Origin of the sequence: Rhizobium sp. S96 (assembly GCF_030382195.1) — a bacterium.
In the GTDB taxonomy this organism is placed as follows: Bacteria; Pseudomonadota; Alphaproteobacteria; order Rhizobiales; family Rhizobiaceae; genus Rhizobium.
This window is the reverse complement of the sequence record NZ_JAUDRY010000003.1, coordinates 16857-38423: the sequence shown is the minus strand read 5'-3', so window position 1 is coordinate 38423 and position 21567 is coordinate 16857. Positions and strand designations below refer to the sequence as shown.

General features: G+C 60.7%; 19 protein-coding genes and 1 tRNA gene. 14 read left to right on the top strand and 6 right to left on the bottom strand.

Features of this window, described 5'->3' with window-relative positions; translation table 11 throughout:
* Positions 1–82: 82 nt before the first annotated feature.
* Positions 83–2035 (top strand): acetoacetate--CoA ligase, encoded by a 1953-nt coding sequence (locus QTL94_RS01115; RefSeq protein ID WP_289800320.1) that lies wholly within the window; start codon positions 83–85, stop codon positions 2033–2035.
* Between the two features lie 223 nt (positions 2036–2258).
* Here QTL94_RS01115 and QTL94_RS01110 read toward each other — a convergent pair whose 3' ends face one another.
* Positions 2259–6005, bottom strand: a complete 3747-nt coding sequence (locus QTL94_RS01110; RefSeq protein WP_289800319.1) for a PAS domain S-box protein — start codon at positions 6003–6005, stop codon at positions 2259–2261.
* A gap of 217 nt (positions 6006–6222) precedes the next feature.
* Here QTL94_RS01110 and QTL94_RS01105 point away from each other — a divergent pair, with 217 nt between their 5' ends.
* The 4 genes from QTL94_RS01105 to QTL94_RS01090 all read left to right on the top strand — a co-directional run bounded on the left by QTL94_RS01105 (position 6223) and on the right by QTL94_RS01090 (position 8053).
* Complete coding sequence (locus QTL94_RS01105; protein WP_289800318.1) at positions 6223–6669, top strand: phasin; 447 nt, start codon at positions 6223–6225, stop codon at positions 6667–6669.
* Positions 6670–6795: 126 nt separating this feature from the next.
* Positions 6796–6872 (top strand) — tRNA-His (locus QTL94_RS01100).
* Between the two features lie 302 nt (positions 6873–7174).
* Complete coding sequence (locus QTL94_RS01095) at positions 7175–7420, top strand: helix-turn-helix domain-containing protein (RefSeq protein ID WP_065689557.1); 246 nt, start codon at positions 7175–7177, stop codon at positions 7418–7420.
* A gap of 195 nt (positions 7421–7615) precedes the next feature.
* Positions 7616–8053: a DUF4174 domain-containing protein gene (locus tag QTL94_RS01090; RefSeq protein ID WP_065689558.1), complete on the top strand. Its 438-nt coding sequence runs from the start codon at positions 7616–7618 to the stop codon at positions 8051–8053.
* A gap of 18 nt (positions 8054–8071) precedes the next feature.
* Here QTL94_RS01090 and QTL94_RS01085 read toward each other — a convergent pair whose 3' ends face one another.
* The gene (locus QTL94_RS01085) at positions 8072–8953 is read right to left on the bottom strand and encodes a LysR family transcriptional regulator (protein WP_289800317.1); all 882 of its coding nucleotides are present in this window, start codon (positions 8951–8953) and stop codon (positions 8072–8074) included.
* On the bottom strand, positions 8950–9264 hold the full coding sequence (locus tag QTL94_RS01080) for a putative quinol monooxygenase (RefSeq protein WP_289800316.1): 315 nt from the start codon (positions 9262–9264) through the stop codon (positions 8950–8952). The genes QTL94_RS01085 and QTL94_RS01080 overlap by 4 nt, the downstream gene beginning before the upstream one ends.
* 171 nt (positions 9265–9435) lie before the next feature.
* On the opposite strand from QTL94_RS01080, the gene QTL94_RS01075 reads away from it, so the two are divergent.
* The 8 genes from QTL94_RS01075 to QTL94_RS01040 all read left to right on the top strand — a co-directional run bounded on the left by QTL94_RS01075 (position 9436) and on the right by QTL94_RS01040 (position 17924).
* Complete coding sequence (locus tag QTL94_RS01075) at positions 9436–10932, top strand: CoA-acylating methylmalonate-semialdehyde dehydrogenase (protein ID WP_065689561.1); 1497 nt, start codon at positions 9436–9438, stop codon at positions 10930–10932.
* A 169-nt stretch (positions 10933–11101) separates the two neighbouring features.
* Positions 11102–11584: an iron-responsive transcriptional regulator RirA gene (gene rirA, locus QTL94_RS01070; RefSeq protein WP_065689562.1), complete on the top strand. Its 483-nt coding sequence runs from the start codon at positions 11102–11104 to the stop codon at positions 11582–11584.
* A gap of 339 nt (positions 11585–11923) precedes the next feature.
* Positions 11924–13519 carry an ABC transporter substrate-binding protein gene (locus QTL94_RS01065; RefSeq protein WP_289800315.1) on the top strand — a complete coding sequence of 532 codons (1596 nt, stop codon included), beginning with the start codon at positions 11924–11926 and terminating at the stop codon, positions 13517–13519.
* Between the two features lie 90 nt (positions 13520–13609).
* Positions 13610–14614, top strand: coding sequence for an ABC transporter permease subunit (locus tag QTL94_RS01060; RefSeq protein WP_065689564.1), 1005 nt, complete (start codon positions 13610–13612; stop codon positions 14612–14614).
* Between the two features lie 9 nt (positions 14615–14623).
* On the top strand, positions 14624–15511 hold the full coding sequence (locus QTL94_RS01055; protein ID WP_065689565.1) for an ABC transporter permease subunit: 888 nt from the start codon (positions 14624–14626) through the stop codon (positions 15509–15511).
* Position 15512: 1 nt separating this feature from the next.
* A complete protein-coding gene (locus tag QTL94_RS01050) occupies positions 15513–16367 on the top strand; it encodes an ABC transporter ATP-binding protein (RefSeq protein WP_113364442.1) in 855 nt (284 codons plus the stop codon).
* Positions 16364–17203: a dipeptide ABC transporter ATP-binding protein gene (locus tag QTL94_RS01045; protein ID WP_289800314.1), complete on the top strand. Its 840-nt coding sequence runs from the start codon at positions 16364–16366 to the stop codon at positions 17201–17203. Before QTL94_RS01050 ends, QTL94_RS01045 begins: the two co-directional genes overlap by 4 nt.
* Before the next feature lie 187 nt (positions 17204–17390).
* A complete protein-coding gene (locus QTL94_RS01040) occupies positions 17391–17924 on the top strand; it encodes a gluconokinase (protein WP_289800313.1) in 534 nt (177 codons plus the stop codon).
* 56 nt (positions 17925–17980) lie between these two features.
* On the opposite strand, the gene QTL94_RS01035 is transcribed toward QTL94_RS01040, so the two are convergent.
* The 3 genes from QTL94_RS01035 to QTL94_RS01025 form a co-directional block, all read right to left on the bottom strand.
* The gene (locus QTL94_RS01035; protein WP_289800312.1) at positions 17981–19228 is read right to left on the bottom strand and encodes an NAD(P)/FAD-dependent oxidoreductase; all 1248 of its coding nucleotides are present in this window, start codon (positions 19226–19228) and stop codon (positions 17981–17983) included.
* Between the two features lie 77 nt (positions 19229–19305).
* On the bottom strand, positions 19306–19809 hold the full coding sequence (locus QTL94_RS01030) for an isoprenylcysteine carboxyl methyltransferase family protein (protein WP_289800755.1): 504 nt from the start codon (positions 19807–19809) through the stop codon (positions 19306–19308).
* On the bottom strand, positions 19806–20858 hold the full coding sequence (locus QTL94_RS01025; RefSeq protein WP_289800311.1) for a type III polyketide synthase: 1053 nt from the start codon (positions 20856–20858) through the stop codon (positions 19806–19808). The genes QTL94_RS01030 and QTL94_RS01025 overlap by 4 nt, the downstream gene beginning before the upstream one ends.
* A gap of 169 nt (positions 20859–21027) precedes the next feature.
* On the opposite strand from QTL94_RS01025, the gene QTL94_RS01020 reads away from it, so the two are divergent.
* Positions 21028–21567, top strand: coding sequence for a tetratricopeptide repeat protein (locus QTL94_RS01020; protein ID WP_289800310.1), 540 nt, complete (start codon positions 21028–21030; stop codon positions 21565–21567).

The window sequence follows — 21567 nt, the reverse complement described above, 5'->3', positions numbered from 1 at the left end:
AACTCATACCTCCGAACGACTTCTCACCACCTCCATAAGGCGCTATGCCTTCATATATAGACCTTTAGCAGGAGGTGTTCGGATGCGTGACAACAAACCGCTGTGGGTGCCGTCGCAAGGCTCGATCGAGGCGAGCCCCATGTACGCGTTCATGCAGGCATGCAATCGCGACCACCGGCTTGCAATGGCAAGTTACCCCGACCTGCATGCGTGGTCCGTCTCCGAGCGCGAGGCGTTCTGGACGTCCGTCTGGGATTTTTGCGAGGTCAAAGGCGAGCGTGGTCCTCGTACGCTGGTCAACCGCGATGTAATGCTCGCGGCGCGCTTCTTTCCCGACGCCACATTGAACTTCGCCGAAAACCTGCTGTCACGGCATGGCGGCGACGATGCCATCATCTTCCGGGGCGAGGATAAGGTGAGCGACCGGTGGAGCTGGGATCGTCTGCGCGATCTCGTCTCCAGGCTCCAACAGGCGCTGCGCGGGCGCGGCATTGGCCCCGGAGACCGCATCGCGGCCATGATGCCGAACATACCGGAGACGGTGGCCTTCATGCTGGCAGCCGCCTCGATCGGGGCGATTTGGTCATCCTGCTCGCCCGATTTTGGCGAACAGGGTGTTCTCGACCGCTTTGGTCAGATCGAGCCCAAGCTTTTCGTTGCCTGCGATGCTTATTGGTATGGCGGCAAGCTACAGGACGTCGGCCCGAAGGTCGCGTCAGTGACGAAGCGCCTCGGATGTCCTGCCGTCGTGGTGCATTATGCCGGCAATGCCTCGGCGGTCGCCGGCGATGTGCCCGGTGCCGCGACACTCGATGATTTCATCGCGCCCGTTTCCGCGGGTCCGCTCGAATTCACCCGGCTTCCTTTCTCGCATCCTCTCTACATCCTCTTCTCGTCGGGAACGACCGGCGTGCCCAAGTGCATCGTCCACTCGGCCGGTGGCACCTTGCTGCAGCATCTGAAGGAACACCGCCTGCATTGCGGCCTGCAAGCCGGCGACCGCCTGTTCTATTTCACGACTTGCGGCTGGATGATGTGGAACTGGCTGGTGAGCGGGCTCGCCGCGGGCGTCACCATATGCCTCTATGATGGCTCGCCCTTCGCCCCGGATGGAAACGTCCTCTTCGACTACGCGCAGGATGAGAGGTTTACGGTCTTCGGCACATCCGCGAAGTATATCGACGCAGTCCGCAAGAGCGGCCTGACGCCGCGGGCGTCCCACGACCTTTCCAGCTTGCGCCTGATGACCTCGACCGGCTCCCCGCTGTCTCCCGAGGGCTTTACCTTCGTTTACGAGGGCATCAAGGAAGACCTGCAGCTCGCTTCCATCTCCGGCGGCACCGATATCGTCTCCTGCTTCGTGCTTGGTAATCCGATGCAACCGGTGTGGCGTGGTGAGATCCAGGGGCCGGGCCTCGGGCTTGCCATGGACGTGTGGGACGACGAGGGCAAGTCCGTCCGGCAGGAGAAGGGGGAGCTTGTCTGCACCAAGGCCTTTCCGGCGATGCCGATCATGTTCTGGAACGATCCCGAAGGCGCCAAGTATCGCGCCGCCTATTTCGAGCGGTTCGATAACGTGTGGTGTCACGGCGACTTTGCAGAGTGGACCGAACACGGCGGTATTGTCATCCACGGTCGGTCGGATGCAACGCTGAACCCCGGTGGCGTGCGCATCGGAACCGCCGAGATCTATAACCAGGTCGAGCAGATGGAGGAGGTCGACGAAGCCCTCTGTATCGGCCAGGACTGGGAAGACGATGTGCGCGTCGTTCTCTTCTTGCGGCTCGCAGCCGGGGTGACGCTGACAGACGATCTGGTGAAGGCGGTCAAGACGCGCATCCGCACCGGTGCGTCTCCGCGCCATGTGCCTGCCAAGATCATCGCGGTCGCCGACATTCCGCGAACCAAGTCTGGCAAGATCGTCGAGCTCGCTGTGCGTGAAGTCGTGCACGGACGGCCGGTGAAGAACAAGGAAGCGCTTGCCAACCCCGAGGCGCTCGATCTCTATGAGGGACTCGCCGAGCTGCGCGTCTAAGCGCTTAAACTCTTAGCGAAACTACAACCTTTTACCTTGGAGAGCTTATGGCGCGCGGTAACCTTCCGTTAGGAAACCTGCTTCAAAGGTAGATCCAACTTGGGGCTGCATATGAACGAGGCAGCTTGGAGCTCTTGCTCCCGCAACATGATGTTAGATCGACTAAGCCCTTGTTGAACAGCACCCAACTCTTAGGCAGCCTCCCTGGCTGCCTTTTTTCGTTTTAGCCGGCCAGCACACGCTGGGATGGGAAGGCGATCTCGACGAGAGTGCCTTCGTTGGGCGCGGAGCTGATCGCGAAAATCGCGCGATTGGCGTCGACCATTGCCTTGGTGAGCGGCAGCCCCAGCCCGGTTCCTTCGCCGCGGTGGCGCGATTGCGTCGACACCTGACGGAACGGTTTCATCGCCTGGTCGAGTTCCGAACGCGTCATTCCGACCCCCGTATCGCGGATACGCAGGACAACGCTGCCGTTGGCCTCGTAGGATGTCGACACGACGATCTGGCCACCGGCGGGTGTGAAGCGGATCGAGTTCGACAACACGTTAAGGGCGATCTGTTTGATCGAACGCAGGTCGGCAACGACGTCGGGAACGGCCTGCGACAGGGCGGTGCGGATGATCACCCGCTGCCCGTTCGCCTGCGGCTGGAGAAGTGCGACGGCTTCTGAGACCGCTTCGTTGAGGCCAACCGCAGCGAAGTCGAGATCCATCTCGCCAGCTTCTATCTTCGAGATGTCCAGCAGGTCGTTGACGATATCCAGGACATGGCGGCCGGATCGACCGATGTCGTTGGCGTATTCGACGTATCGCGGATTTCCGATTGGTCCGAAACGCTCGCCAGCCATCATGTCGGAGAAGCCGATAATGGCATTCAGCGGCGTGCGGATTTCGTGGCTGACGCGGGCAAGGAAATCGGTCTTGTGATCGTTTGCGGTCTCCGCCGCGCTCTTGGCGCTGCGCAACTCGTCCTCTGTGCGCTTCCACTGTGTGATATCGCGGATGACGGCACAGTAGCCGCTGGACGAGGTGAGTCGGCCCATGGTCATGAACAGCGGCACAAAGCCTCCGGCAGCCTCGCGGCCGATCACTTCGCGACCGTCGTTGAGAACGCTGGCAACGCCATGGCCGGAGAGCCCGCCCAGATAATCAAGGACGGCTCGCTGGCTTTCATGCGCAAACAGCATGACGAAGGGTTTGCCGCGCGTTTCCTCTTCATCATAGTTGAAGAGTGCGCTTGCCGAGCGGTTCATCGAGCGGATGTCGCCCTCCGCACCGATCACGACGACGCCGTCGGTCGCGGTTTCCAGGATGGAGCGCAGTTCTTCCACTTCCACCTGAAGCTTGGCGACCTTTTCGATCATCCGATCAGCCGAGCGGCCCTCGGGCGGTGCGACATGGCGGGCGCGTACCGAGGCGTCATTGGTCACGGGCATTAGCGCCAGCATCAGGGCGCTGGACTCTTCCCATCGGATGGATTGAAGCCGCGCCGTGACCGGAACGAGATCGTCATCGGCGGTGACGAGCATCATCTTTCCGGAGCGGCTGCCCTGTTCCTCGAGTTCATGACGCTGCAGCAGCGCGTCGATGCCGCCGGTATCTTCCAGGTCTTCCAGCGAGGAATACCCGGTCAGCCTGAGGAATTCGGGGTTGGCATGCAGAAGATTGTCGCCTGCATGGATGAGCACGGCAACCGGAAGCTGGTCGACCGTCGCTGGAGACAGGCCATCGAGCATCTTTACCCGCGGAGGGATGAAGCTCGTGAGCATATCCATCTGGCTGACGGTTTCTTCGAGACCTTCCGTGACGTCGCTATCGTCGTCGGAATCGACCGCGACCTCCGCTGGAGTTTCCTCTTCCAGATCGTGTTCAGCCGGCATTGCGTCGATCTGGTCCTCGCCGATCTCCTCGGTCTGAGTCTCATCGGGCAATCCGGCATTATGCTTCTCATCTGGCCGAGCCGCATCGGTCTCCGCCTCGTCGCCATCTGTCTCCGGCGCGCGGACGCCGAATGCTTCAAGGCGCTTCGCGATCTCGCGGAAGTTTGCCTGCTCGGCGGACGTCAGCGTGGAGCCGACGCCATGCAGCTGAACGATCTTGTCCGTCAGCCGTCGGTTCGGGGTTTCGGCGATCCGCAACGCCGGCGGTTCCGCGCGGGCAGGGGGCTCGCTCGGAGCGGGTGCGGCGGTCTCGTCTGCCGCTTCACCAAGTACGACGACCGGGTCGTAGCCGTCGAGAGGCGATTCCTCTGCCACCTCGATGTCGGCCTCAGGCGCCACGGCGGGCTCTTCCGGCTCTGCTGGGGCAAGCTCGGGGGAGACAGGGCTCTCCTCGATCGCCTCTTCTGGTTGATCCGCTTCTACAATGTCTTCGACAATGTCATGCGGGCCGAAAGTGAGGCCAAGGGCAAGCGGATCCTCTGCCGCGTCCGACAGGCGGACAACGCCGAAGCCGCGAAAACCGTCGAACTCTCGGCTTCTCGTGTATGTCGGCAATGCCGCCAGATCCACGGGCACTGCAAGGCTCGTGCCTTCGATCGGCCAATGGATGGTCTTCCCCGACCATGTATCGCGGCGTGCCAGAGCCTCCGAGATCTTGCCATCGGGGTCGAGGTTGAACAGCGCTGCAATGTCGCTGAACGCTACGCCTATGATGCTGGCGGCCTGCGGCCCGACGGCCTCCGCGAATTCGCCGGACACCTCGCTGAAGCGCCCCTGGGCATCGATCTTCCAGACGAACCGGGTCGCGCGGCTATTGGGATTGAAGACGAATGAACTGGTGTTCGCTGCGACCGGTTCCGGGGCGGCGGAGGGCGCAGCCTGCGGCTCGACCTCATGCGTCTTTGCAGCCTCGGTTTCGAGAACAGGCGCCAGCTCTTCCTCTACCTGGTCGTCAAGATCTGTCGCAGCGGGATCCGAGCTCTCCTCTACGCTTGCCTCGTCAACCACCGGCTCGGGTGCGGAGGCCGCTACGGTGTCTGCTTCGATGACGGTTTCGGTCTCGTCCTCGTCGATGGTTTCCTCGCCCGCATCTTCCGCAGCCGCGACGGTCTCGTCGATGTCTTCCCGCAAAGGCTCTGCCTCGTCGGCCTCTACCGCGACCGTGGCGTCCTCGCCGGAAAGTTCTTCGCCGGCAGTCGAGCTTGTGTCTTCCGCCTCGTCCGGAGCTTCCTCCAACTCCTCGATCGCGGCGACCGCATTGATGACTTCGCTGAAGTTGGAGGCCGGAACGGCATCGTTATGGTTAACGGCGGCTGTGGACAAATCGGGCTCAGCGGCGGGCGGATCGACCGGATCAAGGTGGCCGATCACCGTCTCGACGGCAAAAAGGAGATTGAGGGCAGGGTGGTCACTGAGTCGCCCGACGGCGGCAGGAAGGTGCCCCTTGCCCGTGGCGACAGGCCGCTTCACCAGTCGATGAGCATGCTCGCCGGCCAGTGCGGTCAAAGATCTGGCCGTCTGGCGCGAAACATCCAGCGATGCAAAGCCGGGGGACGCCGCGATGATCTCGCCATCGCCGCCGATTACCGCCATATGTGTATCGGGATCATCGAGCCCGCGCAGCATGTGCTCGGCCGATTCCTTGGTGGACAGCGGTTTGGCGGAAACCGGAAGCGAAAGCAGGATCGCCCGCTCGCCGTAGGACAGAACGATCAGCTCAGCCGCAGCCTGCACCGGAACGCGTTGAAAGCCCTGCGTGATGCGCACCATGAAATTGCGATTGTCGCCGACGACGGCAAGCTGCCGCGCCGTCGTTTCAAGCTGGCGAAAGGTGATGCTGGTGCGGTCGATACCTTGGTCCAGCAGGTCATAGACGGCGGATTGCCCGAAAAGTTCGGCGCCCGCCCCGTTCGCCCACAGGGGACGAGCGAGGTCCGCGGAAAACAGTACCATTGCTTCGCCACGCGCAAAGCGCTCACGCACGCGGGGGTGCACGGCGATATCGATGAAGGGGTACTGGACGGCTGGCATGGTCGAACCTTTAGTCGTCGGTCATTCTCGGGAATTAACAGTCTATTAATAACGACAGGCTGGAAAGGGGTCCAGAAGACGCAGCGGGTTTCAGCTGAGAAGGTTAACGTCTTGTGCGTCGCACAAAGATGTTGCACTGCACAATGAAATGTCCTATATGATGATCATCTAACAATTGGGGCCCGTAAGCATGCCCAGGCAAAAGGAGCGCAAGTTCGTGGCTAACAAGATCGATGACGTATTCTCCATTTCTTCCTTCGACCCGGCGAAGTTCAGCGAGACCTTCCGCGACTTCACCGAGAAGAGCGCCCAGCAGTCCCGCGACGCCTACGCCAAGATGAAGGCAGCTGGCGAGGAAGCTGGCAAGACCCTCGAAGCCACCGTGCAGACCGCACAGGCCGGCGCTGCCGAAATTGGCCACAAGGCTATCGAGGTTCTGCGTACCAACACCGAAAACTCGCTATCGCATCTCGATGCGCTGCTGTCGGTCAAGTCCGTTGCCGAACTGGTCGAACTCCAGACGGCATTTCTGCGCAAGCAGGCAGAATTGACGATCGAGCAGGCCAAGTCGATCCAGGAAACCTCCAAGCAGGTTGCCGAAAAGCTTGCAAAGCCGTCGAAGGAAGCAGCCGAAAAGGTCATGGCTTCGTTCAAGGTGGCCTGATTTTCCAAGCGATAGGCAAAAAGGCTGGACCATTTGTCCGGCCTTTTTGTATATTGAAGGGAGATAGGGCTTGAATTAATTTTGAAGTCCTCGTATGTGGGGCCCGTCGCGTCGGACGCGACTTGTGCGGTTGTAGCTCAGTTGGTTAGAGCGCAGGTTTGTGGCACCTGAGGTCGGAGGTTCGAGACCCCCCAACCGTACCATTCCCTCTTATTCGAGTTCGTATGCATCAGCCCGGTAGTCGCTACCGGGGGCACGCATCTTTCGCCGAACGAATCGGATGGACATCGAAATGCGTGTGCAGGCCTAGCCTTGCCGGCGCGAACTTATGGATAAGTCGACCTTCCGGCTCGGAAAGACGGCATTTCACAGCCGCGAGTTGCATCAATCGTGCGACGGCGTGAGGTTATGTGACTTGATCGACATATTGCGTTGCAAAACGTGATCGAGAGTGCCATTTTCCGCCCGGGGGTTAATTCAGAGTGATATTTAGAAGGAGACTTAAATGTCCATTTCGCTTAATAGTCTGGATAAATCCAAAGCAACGGTCGTGCCTGTTATCGATGTTGCCGCAGCTGTGAAGACAGCTCGGGAGTCGGTAGGATATAGCGTTGACGACCTTGCAGTCACCTGCGGTCTTGTTGTTGGCGAGATCCAGGATATTGAAAGCGGCGATGACGCCGATCCAGCCAAATTGAAGCGCATTGCCGCTGCGTTGCAGATGCCGTTGGCGTCACTGGTCGCAATGTAATTCAAATCTCGGGACCGGGCGGGCTATTTGCCCGGCTGGTCCTGTGCCCCAGGGCTCCGAGCCTGGGCACGATACCCCAAACGGGCCACGCCGGGCGATCGGCTAAAATCGCCACCTTCCTCCTTCTGTTTCCTGATCCGCCTACGATGGAACCGCCGTCGTCTCGGTACGTTTCCTTTCGACAGGAGACCGAGCATGTCCAAGACACTTTTATACGGCGCAACAAAGGTCGATGAATCGAACAGCGCTTACGCCGCGGCGGCCAGCCTCGAACAGTTCCAATGGAAGAACCGCGTCTTCGTGATCTTCAGCGATGAAGACAATTCGCGTGCGGCGCGCCAGGAAAACCAGCTGCTCGCCGATCGCGATGGTCTGACAGAACGTGACATCGTGCTTCTCAAGGTGGCCGGCCATTCGGTACGGCTCTTGTTCGGCGCGGGCGAGGGGCTCGACGCCGACACAATCCTTCAGGATCTCGGCGGTCCGCAGGCAGGAGAGTTTGCGGCGGTGCTCGTCGGAAAGGACGGGACCGCAAAGCTGAATGCCAGCGAGCCCATCACCAACGCGGAACTATTCGCGATCATCGACAGCATGCCGATCCGCGCAACGGAAACGCTGACGCAGGATCGATAAAGGTCCCGTGCTCGGGTGCTAAAGAAACGTGTGCCGTTCCGCCTGGACGAGCTCTTGCAGAAAGTCGACGACGGTTCGCACCCGAACCAGATCACGCGCGCTCTCGTGATAGGTTGTCCAGTAGGCCCGCTGGATGGAGACCTCGGGTAGGATGCGCGCAAGTTCCGGATATTGTCGCGCGATGTAGTCGTGCAGGATGCCTATGCCGGCGCCGGAGCGAACGGCCTCGGTCTGGCCGATGGCAGTCGAAATCTCGAACGAGGCATCCCAGCTGCGCATCACCGCCGAGGAGAAATTGAGCGAGGCCGTGAAGATCAAATCTTCCACGTAGCCGATACGCGGGTGGCCTTTCAAAGCGTCGACGTCGTTCGGCGCTCCGTGTCTGGCGAGGTAGTCCCGCGAGGCATAGAGGCCAAGCGTATAGTCTGTCAGCTTTGAGGAAACGAGGCGACCTTGTTCCGGCCGCTCGAGGGTGATCGCGATATCGGCCTCGCGCTGCGAAAGCGAAAAGGAGCGCGGTACCGGCACAAGCTGGATCTTCAGCTCTGGATGGCGCTCGATCAGCCTGCCCATGCGCGGCGCGAGGAAGGAAACGCCGAATCCGTCCGGTGCGCCCACGCGCACCGTTCCGGCGATCGCGGTATCGGTGCGGCCGAGATTGGCCTGGGCGGCAAGCATCTCCGTTTCCATCCGCTCGGCCGAAGCGAGGAAGATCTCGCCTTCGGTCGTCAGTTCACAGCCGTTCGTCCGTCTGACGAAAAGCCGCGTCTTCAGTGCCTCCTCCAGCGATGTCAGCCGCCGCGACAGCGTTGCGTGATTGAGCGCCAGCCGTTTCGAGGCCGCAAGGATTTGCCCGGTGCGGGCGACGGCGAGGAAGATGCGGACATCGTCCCAGTTCATAGCTTGCCGGCCATTGCGATCGGATCGACATCGATGAGTGTCAGTGACGTCACCATCCCCGCGGTTCCGTTCTTGTATTTGAGGAAATGCGGCGTCAGCAGATGCGCCTCATAAGCCTGACGATCCGCATAGACCTCGAGGATCCGGATCTTGTGCGGGCTATCTTTGATCGACACGGCGTTCAGGGAAAGAACGCCTTCTTCCCGGGCAACGGACGCTTCGATTTCTTCAGCCAGCAGCGCGCGGTAGGCTTCGAGTTGTTCCGGATCGATTTCGATCTCGGCGATTCTGACAACGGGTTTTCCGTTCACTTGAGGTCACCCCTCTCTTAATTCTAGCTCGCGCACCATTTAGCCAATATGGAACTGCGGCACAGCCAGTAGCTTCGATTTTTGCACAACGGTTCCTTATATCAGTTCATTGATTTGTGTAAATTGAAGTGCGATTGTGCGGCATCCAAGAAACGAAGAGGAGGCACATCCATGCGTGAGATCGGTCATTTTATCGGCGGCAAGCATGTCGCTGGCACCAGCGGTCGCTCGAGCAACGTTTTCAACCCCGCTACCGGCGAAGTGCAGGCGACCGTCGCCTTGGCGAGCAACGCCGAACTCCGTGCTGCGGTCGAGAACGCCAAGGCTGCGCAGCCGAAGTGGGCTGCCACCAACCCGCAGCGTCGCGCGCGCGTCTTCTTCAAGTTCGTCGAATTGCTGAACCAGCACATGGATGAACTCGCAACCCTCCTTTCGAGCGAGCACGGCAAGACGGTCGAAGATTCCAAGGGCGACATCATCCGTGGTCTTGAAGTCTGCGAATTCGTCTGCGGCATTCCGCACCTGCAGAAGGGTGAATTCACCGAAGGCGCTGGCCCGGCAATCGACATGTACTCGATGCGCCAGGCTGTCGGCATCGGCGCCGGCATCACCCCGTTCAACTTCCCGGCCATGATCCCGATGTGGATGTTCGCTCCGGCGATTGCCTGCGGCAACGCCTTCATCCTGAAGCCGTCCGAACGTGACCCGTCTGTTCCGATGCGCCTTGCCGAACTGATGATCGAAGCTGGCCTGCCGGCAGGCATCCTCAACGTCGTCAACGGCGACAAGGCTGCCGTCGATGCGATCCTCACGGATCCCGATATCGGTGCCGTCTCCTTCGTCGGTTCGACCCCGATCGCCCGCTACGTCTATGGCACCGCTGCCATGAACGGCAAGCGCGCCCAGTGCTTCGGCGGCGCCAAGAACCACATGATCATCATGCCGGATGCCGACATGGATCAGGCCGTCAACGCTCTGATGGGCGCGGGCTATGGCTCGGCCGGTGAACGCTGCATGGCGATCTCCGTTGCCGTTCCGGTTGGCGAAGAAACGGCCAACCGTCTCGTTGAGAAGCTGACGCCGAAGATCGAGGCACTCCGCATCGGTCCCTACACGGATGACAAGGCCGATCTCGGCCCGCTGGTCACCAAGGAAGCCCAGGCCCGCGTGAGCGGTCTGATCGACAAGGGTGTCGAGGAAGGCGCCAAGCTCGTCGTCGATGGCCGCGGTTTCAAGCTGCAGGGCTACGAAGGCGGCTACTTCGTCGGCGGCACGCTGTTCGACAACGTTACGCCTGACATGGAGATCTACAAGACTGAGATCTTCGGACCGGTTCTCTCGGTCGTCCGTGCGAAGAACTACGAAGAAGCGCTCGACCTGCCGATGAAGCACGAATACGGCAACGGCGTTGCGATCTACACCCGCGACGGTGATGCGGCCCGTGACTTCGCTTCCCGCATCAACATCGGCATGATCGGCATCAACGTTCCGATCCCGGTTCCGCTGGCCTACCACTCCTTCGGTGGTTGGAAGGCTTCGAGCTTCGGCGACCTCAACCAGCACGGCTCGGACTCGATCAAGTTCTGGACCAAGACCAAGACGATCACGGCTCGCTGGCCGTCGGGCATCAAGGACGGCGCCGAATTCGTCATGCCGACGATGAAGTAAGGCTTTCAGTTCAGGCATTTGGCGAAGGGCTCCCTCACGGGGGCCCTTTGTCGTTCACGCGTGCGGCGAGTCGCCGCATAAACGTGATTGTAAATTTCATATTTGGAATTGTTCAAAACTAGCAAAGCCACTATATAGACGTCCTACAAGAACGATTCTGGAGATCGGCATGCGTTTGACGAAGCAGACCAACTATGCAGTTCGCATGTTGATGTACTGTGCTGCCAATGACGGGCATCTGAGCCGCATCCCGGAGATCGCCAGGGCCTATGGTGTTTCCGAACTGTTTCTCTTCAAGATCCTGCAGCCGTTGAACAAGGCCGGCTTGGTCGAGACTGTTCGCGGCCGTAACGGTGGCGTTCGCCTCGGCAAGCCCGCCAAGGACATCAGTCTTTTTGATGTGGTCCGTGTGACGGAAGACAGCTTCGCGATGGCCGAGTGCTTCGAGGACGATGGCATGGTCGAGTGCCCGCTGATCGACAGCTGTGGCCTGAACTCGGCACTTCGCAAGGCGTTGAATGCCTTCTTCGACGTACTGACGCAGTACTCCATCGACGATCTCGTCAAGGCCCGTCCGCAGATCAATTTCCTGCTTGGCCTGACCGGCGAGCAGGCACCGCGCAAGTCGCCGGTGGCAGTGCCAGCCGCCTGACGCTTGAAACCCTGAACTGAAAACAACCGCAGCCGCCTTGGGTGTCTGCGGTTGTTTTGTTTCTGCCATATCGGGGGCTGAACTCGCGGTAAGCTTGTGCCCGAATGCTCGTCCACGGCGCGAAATTATACCAAAAGCGACAAAAACTGGGTTTATCCAGTGCGAATCTTTCCAAATGCGGCCTATTTTCGGCGGAAAATTACTAAAGTTGACCCGATGGAAAAATTTTCCACTGGGGTCGTTGATTTCAGCAAATAAATATCGTTCCATCTGCCGTCGATCCGGGTGCCTATCCGGGATCTCAAAACTTATAAAAGAACAAACCTGGGAAACGAAATCATGAAAAAGATGTCTGTCCTCTTGGCAGCGACCGTCTTGGCTTCTGCCATGGCGTCGACGGCTTGGTCGAAAACGCTTGTCTATTGCTCCGAGGGATCGCCGGAAGGCTTCGATCCGGGCATCTACACGGCAGGTACGACGTTCGATGCTTCGTCGCGCACGGTTTACAGCCGCCTCGTCGAGTTCAAGCATGGCAAGACCGAAGTCGAGCCGGGCCTCGCTGAGAGCTGGACCGTTTCTGACGATGGCACGCAGTACACCTTCAAGCTGCGCCCGGGCGTCAAGTTCCAGACCACCGACTTCTTCACGCCGACCCGCGACCTGAACGCTGACGACGTCGTCTTCTCGTTCGAGCGCCAGCTGAAGGCTGACAGCCCGTGGGCCAAGTACGTCGCCGGCGTTTCCTACGAATACGCTGCCGGCATGGGCTTCCCCGAGCTGATCAAGTCGGTCGAGAAGGTCGATGACCTGACCGTCAAGTTCACGCTGAACCATCCGGAAGCACCGTTCGTTGCCGACCTCGCAATGGACTTCGCCTCTGTCGTTTCCAAGGAATATGCCGACAAGCTCCAGGCTGACGGCAAGATGGAACAGATGAACCAGATGCCGCTCGGCACCGGTCCGTTCACCTTCGTTGCCTACCAGCCGGATGCCGTCATCCGCTACAAGGCAAACGAAACCTACTTCAAGGGCAAGGAAAAGATCGACGATCTCGTTTTCGCGATCACGCCTGATGCATCTGTCCGCGCGCAGAAGCTCAAGGCCGGCGAATGCCACATCATGCCTTACCCGAACGCAGCAGACGTCAAGGACCTCAAGGCCGACTCGAACCTCAAGGTTCTGGAACAGCCGGGCCTGAACGTCTCCTATCTCGCCTACAACACGCAGCAGGCGCCGTTCGACAAGCCTGAAGTGCGCAAGGCGCTCAACATGGCGATCAACAAGCAGGCGATCGTCGATGCCGTCTTCCAGGGCGCTGGCCAGGTTGCCAAGAACCCGATCCCGCCGACGATGTGGTCCTACAACGACGCCGTCAAGGACGATGCCTACAATCCAGACGAAGCCAAGAAGATGCTCGAAGCCGCTGGCGTCAAGGATCTCTCGATGAAGATCTGGGCGATGCCGGTATCGCGTCCTTATATGCTCAACGCACGTCGCGCCGCCGAGCTGATGCAGGCTGACCTTGCTAAGGTCGGCGTCAAGGTCGACATCGTTACCCACGAATGGGCGGAATACCTGAAGCTCTCCAAGGACGTTAAGCGCGACGGTGCTGCGATCCTCGGCTGGACGGGTGACAACGGTGATCCGGACAACTTCCTCGACACGCTGCTCGGCTGCGAAGCCGTCGGCGGCAACAACCGCGCTCAGTGGTGCAACAAGGAATTCGACGACCTCGTGAAGAAGGCGAAGAAGACTGCTGACGTTGCAGAGCGCACGAAGCTCTACGAAGAAGCACAGGTCGTCTTCAAGAAGGAAGCACCCTGGGCAACCATCGACCACTCGACGGAATTCGTGCCGATGAGCGCCAAGGTTTCCGGCTACGTGCAGGATCCGGTCGGCGTTCACCGCTTCGACGGCGTTGATATCGCCGAATAACCAAAACTATGCAAAGATGCCCGGCAACTCCGGGCTTGGCCGGCGGTCAGGTTTGATACCTGACCGCCGGAACATTATGGACATATGCCAATGTTGCGATTTCTCATCGGACGCCTTGCGGTCCTGATCCCAACCTTCGTCGGCGTCTCCCTCATCGCCTTCGCGTTCATCCGTCTGCTGCCCGGTGATCCGGTCATGCTGATGTCGGGCGAGCGCGTCATGGCTCCGGAGCGCCACGCACAGATCATGCACGACCTCGGTCTCGACCGTCCTGTGTACGTGCAGTATCTCGATTACCTCGGCAACGTGGTGCAGGGTGACCTCGGTTCCTCGATCGTCACCAAGCGTCCCGTGCTGCAGGAATTCGGATCGCTGTTCCCGGCGACGCTTGAGCTCTCGCTCTGCGCCATCATTTTTGCCATCGTGCTCGGCATCCCTGCGGGTGTCTTTGCGGCGGTCAAGCGCGGAACCTGGTTCGACCAGAGTGTGATGGGCGCGGCGCTGGTCGGCTATTCGATGCCGATCTTCTGGTGGGGCCTGCTGCTCATCGTTCTCTTCTCCAATACGCTGCATTGGACGCCCGTTTCCGGCCGTATCTCGCTGATGTATTTCTTCAAGCCGGTCACCGGCTTCATGCTGATCGACAGCCTGCTGTCCGGTCAGGCCGGAGCGTTCAAGTCGGCCTTCGTGTCGCTGATCCTGCCGACGATCGTGCTGGGCACGATCCCGCTGGCCGTCATCGCGCGCCAGACGCGCTCGGCCATGCTCGAAGTGCTCGGCGAGGACTATGTTCGTACCGCCCGCTCCAAGGGTCTCACACCGTTCCGCGTCGTCGGCGTCCATGCGCTGCGCAACGCGATGATCCCCGTCGTCACCTCGATCGGCCTGCAGGTCGGCGTCCTCCTCGGCGGCGCCATCCTGACGGAAACGATCTTCTCCTGGCCGGGTATCGGCAAGTGGATGGTCGATGCGGTGTTCAAGCGTGACTATACCGTCGTTCAGGGTGGATTGCTGCTGATTGCCGGCATCATCATGCTCGTCAATCTGATCGTCGACCTCATGTACGGTCTCATCAACCCACGCATCAGGCACTAGGAGCGGCTCATGAGCACGGCAACCACAAAGTCTGCCACACCCTCCGCTCTGTCGGAGTTCTGGTACTATTTTTCCCGCAACAAAGGCGCGGTCATCGGCCTTTTCGTCTTCATCATCGTCCTGTTGATGGCGATCTTCGCGCCATTGATCGCGCCGCACGACCCGAACGTGCCCTCCGGCATGCAGCGCCTGCCGCCAGCGTGGTCGGAAGGCGGCAACAGTTCGTTCCTGCTCGGTACGGATGCCGTCGGTCGTGACATGCTGTCCCGCCTGATCTTCGGTACGCGCTTCTCGCTGTTCATCGGTCTCGTCGTCGCTTCGCTGTCGGCCGTCGCCGGCGTCCTGCTCGGCCTGATCGCCGGTTATTTCCGCGGCCGCACCGATACGATCATCATGCGCGTCATGGATATCATCCTGGCCTTCCCGTCGCTGCTCCTGGCTCTCGTGCTGGTCGCCGTTCTCGGGCCCGGCCTGTTGAACGCCATGATCGCGATCTCGATCGTCAACCAGCCGCACTTCGTCCGCCTGACCCGCGCCGCCGTCATCAGTGAGCGTGAGAAGGAATACGTCGTGGCATCCCGCGTCGCCGGCGCCGGCACGCTTCGCCTGATGTTCAAGACCATCCTGCCTAACTGCCTGGCACCGCTCATCGTCCAGGCAACGCTCGCCTTCTCGGCGGCGATCCTCGATGCGGCCGCTCTCGGCTTCCTCGGCATGGGCGCGCAGCCGCCGACATCCGAGTGGGGCACGATGCTTGCCGACGCACGCGAATTCTTCCAGAGCTCGCCGTCGCTCGTCACCTTCCCGGGTCTCTGCATCCTCATCACCGTTCTCGCCATCAATCTGATGGGCGACGGTCTGCGCGATGCGCTCGATCCCAAACTGAAGAGGTCCTGAGATGGCACTTCTCGAAATTGAAAATCTCGTTGTCGAGTTCCAGACCTCGACTGGTGCGTTTCGCGCCGTCGATGGCGTCTCGCTCAAGGTTCATGCCGGCGAAGTCCTGGCCATCGTTGGCGAGTCCGGCTCCGGAAAGTCGGTCTCCATGCTCGCCGCGATGGGCCTCCTGCCGTGGACGGCAAAGGTAACCGCCGACAAGATGGTCTTCGACGGCCGCAATCTGCTTGGCATGTCCGCGCGCGAGCGCCGCAACATCATCGGCAAGGACATGTCGATGATCTTCCAGGAGCCGATCGCCAGCCTCAATCCGTGCTTCACCGTCGGCTTCCAGATCGAAGAGGTCCTGAGAATCCATATGGGCATGGACAAGGCCGCGCGGCGCAAGCGCGCCGTCGAGCTGTTCGAGGCTGTCGGGATTCCCAATCCAGCCGAACGCCTTGGTCACTTCCCGCACCAGATGTCGGGCGGCCAGTGCCAGCGCGTGATGATCGCCATCGCGATTGCCTGCAATCCGAAGCTTCTCATTGCCGACGAGCCGACGACCGCGCTCGACGTCACCATTCAGAAACAGATCCTCGATCTCCTGATGCGCCTGCAGACGGAGCACGGCATGGGCCTCATCATGATCACGCACAACATGGGCGTGGTTGCCGAGACCGCCGATCGGGTGATCGTCCAGTACAAGGGTCGCAAGATGGAGGAGGCCGACGTGCTCTCGCTCTTTGAAGCGCCGAAAAGCGATTATACCCGCGCGCTGCTCGCAGCCTTGCCCGACAACGCGACGGGCGACCGCCTGCCGACGATCGGCGAGCTTTTCAATCCAGACAAGACTGTGCAGGGAGCGGCCCAATGACGCCAGTTCTCGAAGGCAAGAATATCGTCCGTAACTACTATCTGCCCGGCGGCCTCTTCAAGAAAGAGAAGACCGTAAACGCCGTCAAGGGCGTGAGCTTCAAGGTCGAGCAGGGCAAGACGCTGGCGATTGTCGGCGAAAGCGGCTGCGGCAAGTCCACGCTCGCCCGCATCATCACCATGATCGATCCGGCCAGCGGCGGCGACCTGTTCATCGACGGCAAGAAGGTTGATATCGCCGCTGGCGATCTCACACCCGAGATGCGCCGCAAGGTGCAGATCGTGTTCCAGAACCCCTACGGTTCGCTGAACCCGCGCAAGAAGATCGGCGATATCCTGATGGAGCCGCTGATCATCAACACCGAGACGCCCCCCGCCGAACGGCGTGAATTGGCGATGGCGATGCTGAAGAAGGTCGGGCTGCAGGACGTCCACTTCAATCGCTACCCGCATATGTTCTCCGGTGGCCAGCGCCAGCGAATTGCCATCGCACGCGCACTGATGCTGAAGCCGCGGCTTCTCGTGCTTGACGAGCCCGTTTCGGCGCTCGACCTGTCGGTGCAGGCGCAGGTGCTCAACCTGCTCGCCGACCTGCAGGACGAACTGAACCTCACCTACGTCTTCATCAGCCACGACCTCTCGGTCGTTCGCTACATGGCAGACGACGTGATGGTCATGTACTACGGCGAAGCCGTGGAATACGGCACGCGTGACCAGGTGTTCGCCAATCCGCAGCACAGCTACACCAAGACCCTGTTCGCCGCCACGCCGCGCGCCGATGTCGAAACCATTCGCGCACGGCTTGCACGCAAGAACCCAGCGGCGGCTGCGTCCTGACAGGAGTGGTCAGCGCCGAAAGCAACGTTGCGGCACCGTCGGTAGTTATGCTCAGCCTTGATGAAGACGGCAGGGATGACCTGCCGTCTTTTCTATGTCGACTTGGTCCGCTTGCGCTCCTGCTCTGGCCTCGCGGTTGAGGGTGCGCTAAATCGGTCGCGTCGAAAATCGCGGGAAGAATCAGTCCATGAGCCAGGATCGTGCATCGCCGTTTGCGCTTATCGTTATGGGCGTCAGTGGCAGTGGCAAGACGTCCGTTGCCGAAGCCCTTGCTGCCAAGCTCGGTCTGGACTTTGTCGAAGGCGATGTGCTGCATCCGGCCGCCAACGTCGAGAAGATGTTGAAGGGCATACCGCTGACTGACGAGGATCGGATGCCCTGGCTCGACATCATCGGCGAAACCATGAAGGCGAAGCTCGATCGCGGCGAGGGTATCCTGGTTTCCTGTTCGGCGCTGAAGCGAAGCTATCGCGACCGGCTGCGCGCTGCCGCCGGAGGCAAACTCATCTTCGTCTACCTGCACGGTTCGAAGGAACTGCTCACCGCGCGTATGGGCGCGCGCAAGGGCCACTTCATGCCGCTCTCGCTTCTGGAAAGCCAACTGGCGACGCTGGAGGTGCCGACAGGCGAGCCGGGTGTCGTCACCGTCGATATCGGCGACACGATTGAAGGCATCGTCGGCGCGGCGCTCCACGATCTCTCGGCGCTGGGCGTTGCCTAGCAACCGGCCAGATACCCGCAAATAGAACGTGCTTTCCGCTGGCGAGCGCGCAGCGATTACGGATCGAACCGTTCCGGCGAATAGGCCGAGATATCGATAAGTGGCGCTTCTCCCGTCATCAGTTCCGCCAGCACGCGGCCGGTGACCGGCCCGAGCGTCAGGCCGTGATGCGCGTGGCCAAAGGCGAACCACAGCCCTTCATGCCGTGGCGCCTTGCCGATGATCGGCATCATGTCGGGCGTGCAGGGTCGGGCGCCCATCCAGGGTTCCGGATCAAGCCGCTCGCCGAGCGGGAAGACCGTGCGCGCCACCGCTTCGGCGCGGTCAAGCTGGACGGGCGTCTTCGGCGCATCCATGGCGGCGAATTCCGCGCCCGTGGTCAGGCGAATGCCGCGGCTCATCGGTGCCAGGAAGTAGCCCTTTTCCGCGTCGAGCGTCCAGTTGTTGAGGGTCGCGTTGTCTTGGGTGGCGTAGTGCATGTGGTAGCCACGCTTGACGCCCAGCGGGAAGGAATAGCCGAGCCGACGGGTCGCGGTCGCGGCCCATGGTCCCAGCGCCAGAACCGCTTCGTCGGCCTCCAGCGATCCATCGGTCGTTGCTACCTTCCAGCCGGCGCCGTAGCGGCCGAGTGAATTGGCATCGCCGGTCGCAAACTGGCCGCCCAGGCTTTCGAAATAGCTCCGATAGGCTGCTGTCAGCCCGTGTGGATCAAGAACGGACCAGGGATCCCGCCAGCGCAGACCGCCTGCGAAATCTCCCCGGATATCGGGCTCGAGCCGCGCGACGTCGGCGGCACTGAGAGGTTCGTGGCTGACGCCGAACTCCCGCTGCAGGCGTTCTGCCTCCGCAAACTCGGCATCCCGCCTGCCGGCTGTCCTGAAAATCTCCATCCAGCCGTTCTTGCGGATCAGGTGCTGGGCATGCGAAGCCTCGATCAGGTCGTTGTGTTCCGAAATCGAGTGTTCGATCAGCGGCGCGTAGGCCTTCGAGATCATCTCGTGGCGCTTGGTATTGGAATTCCACCAATAGCGGGCGAGGAAGGCCAGCTGGCCGGGAAGCGCCTTGAGGTGGTAGTGCGCGTCGATGCGGTTGTTGAACGCATAGCGCACGAGCAGGCCGAGCTGCTGCGGGAAGCCGTAGGGCACCACCCCCTCGCGCTGGATCAGGCCGGCATTGCCGAAGGAGGTCTCGTTGCCGGGCGCTTTCCGGTCGACGAGCGTCACCTGACGCCCGCGCCGCTGCAGGTGGATCGCCGTCGAAACGCCAACGATCCCCGCGCCCACCACCATTACATTCTTCGTCATTCTCGCGCCCAGCCAAGCTTGTTTCTGGCAGCGAAAATGCCCCTAGGATCGGCGTTGCGCAAACGAAAAATTGCGTTTTATTTCAAAATCATTGCGTCCTTGAGCGCGGCGTTTTCCGCCTTGATGCGAACATGCAGGATGATGGCGTTGAGGACGGAAAAAAGCGCTGCGTAGCCGACCAGCCCAAACGCCAGCGGCAGTGCCGCGATCTCGCCGACGACGACGGCATAGTTGGGATGCGCCATGAACCGATAGGGGCCGACGCTGACCAGTGGTCGACCCGGCATCACCACGATACGGGTCGTCCAACGATCTCCCATCGTTGCGACGACCCAGAGGCGTGCCATTTGCAGAAGCAGGAATATGCCGAGCCAGACAATCTGAACGGGCCGCCCGATTGCCAGAAGCCAGAGGCCCGCAATCCAGCAGCCGTGCAGGAGAACGACGTAGGGATAATGCTCAGCACCTACCTCGTGGCCACCTTCCGCGAGCAGCGCCTTAGTATTGCGACGTGCAAGCGAGAGCTCCGCTAGGCGCTGCATGGTCACGAAGCTCAGGAGCGCGATCGAGACCCACATCAGGCGACCTTCCGGAGCGTAACGCAGCTTGCCGCGAAGCCGGGTCCCATTGCCAGCATGGCGCTGCGGTTCGGCAATCCCGCCCTGATGACACGCTCGAGGACGAATAGAACCGTCGGCGATGACATGTTGCCATATTCCGCGAGCACGGCGCGTTCGTGGTCGAGCGTGCCCGGTGTCAGTGTCAGCGCGCGTTCCAGCGCCGTCAGCACCCGCGCTCCGCCGGGATGGCAGATGAAGCGATCGATATCGCCATGGGACAGTCCGTTGCGCTTGAGAATCCCATCCAGCGCGGGGCGGAGTTCGGCTTCCGCAAACTGCGGCAGGGATTGTGCGAGCACGACGCCAAAGCCAGTGTCATCGATCTTCCAGCCCATGATCCCGAGGGTGTTGGGAAAAAGGTGCTCGCCCGTCGATTCCACCTCGGCCAGGCCGGATGGCGCGACGCGTAACACGCAGGCGCCGGCGCCGTCACCGAAAAGCGCTGTCGCGATGATGTTGGCGCGGGTCAGTTCATCCAGCCGAAACGCCAGCGTGCAGAGTTCCAGGGAGACGAATAGCACCGTTGCCCCCGGCCTGCTTCTGGCGATCCGAGAGGCGATGGCAAAGCCGGAAACGCCTGCCGCACAGCCAAGTCCAAACACGGGGATGCGTTCGACGTCCGGCCGGAACCCCATGCTTTCCGCCAGTTGGGCATCAAGGCTCGGCGTGGTGATGCCGGTGGACGATACGGTGACGATGCAGTCCACCTCGCTTCCCCGCATGCCTGCTTTCTTCAATGCGTTTGTGGCGGTCTCGGCAAAGAGGCGGCGCGCGACTTCGGCGTAGGCGTCCATCCGATCCTGCCAGCCATGCGGCTCGACAAACCATTGGAGCGGACGGGCCGCATGGCGTTGCTTGATGCCGGCATTCTCGAAGACGCTTGCAAGGTGCGAGAAATCGGCAAGCCTGTCGGAGAAGAGCCGTGCGGATGTGTCAGCGGCCTCTGTCTGCGTGATGATATGCTCGGGTGCGGCAACCGCAAGGCTGAGTAGTTTTACTGTATCGGTCAACGGAATGCTCCTTCTCGCCCCGGCGAGTAGGCGGCAAACACCTCAAGCCTGCGTTTATTCGCCGGCGGTGGTCACAACCTAGTGATCTCAAAAGATGGGGCGATCGCTGAATAAAACGACCTTGTGCGGTGTTCATCGCCCGCAACGTCATTTTTCAGGGAGATTTTCCATGACGACCATGCCTGTTCGAATTGCGTCGGTTGTGCTTGGTGGATGCATTGCCGCGTTCGCATTTTCCGCACCGGTCTATGCTGCTGGCAGCAGCGATAGCGAAACGATGCCTGTTTGCAAAAAGGGAGAGGTCTACGACAAGAAGACGCAGAAATGCGTCAAGCAGCATAGTGCCAACGTCACCGACGAAAACCGTACCGACTATGCTTACGCGCTTGCCAAGGCTGGCCGTTACGATGAGGCATTGGCCATGCTCGATACGCTCAAGGACCAGAACACCGCCGAGGCACTCAACTATCGCGGTTACGCGACCCGCAAGCTGGGGCGCACCGACGAAGGCATCTCCTACTATCTGAAGTCGGTGCAGCTCGATCCGCAATACGCCAAGGTTCGCGAATATCTCGGCGAAGCCTATGTCGTCATAGGTCGCCTCGACCTCGCCAAGGAGCAGTTGAACACAATCAAGACGATCTGCGGCACGGGTTGCGAGGAGTATCAGGACCTCGACGAAGCGATCGCCGATCCGTCGAAAATCTAG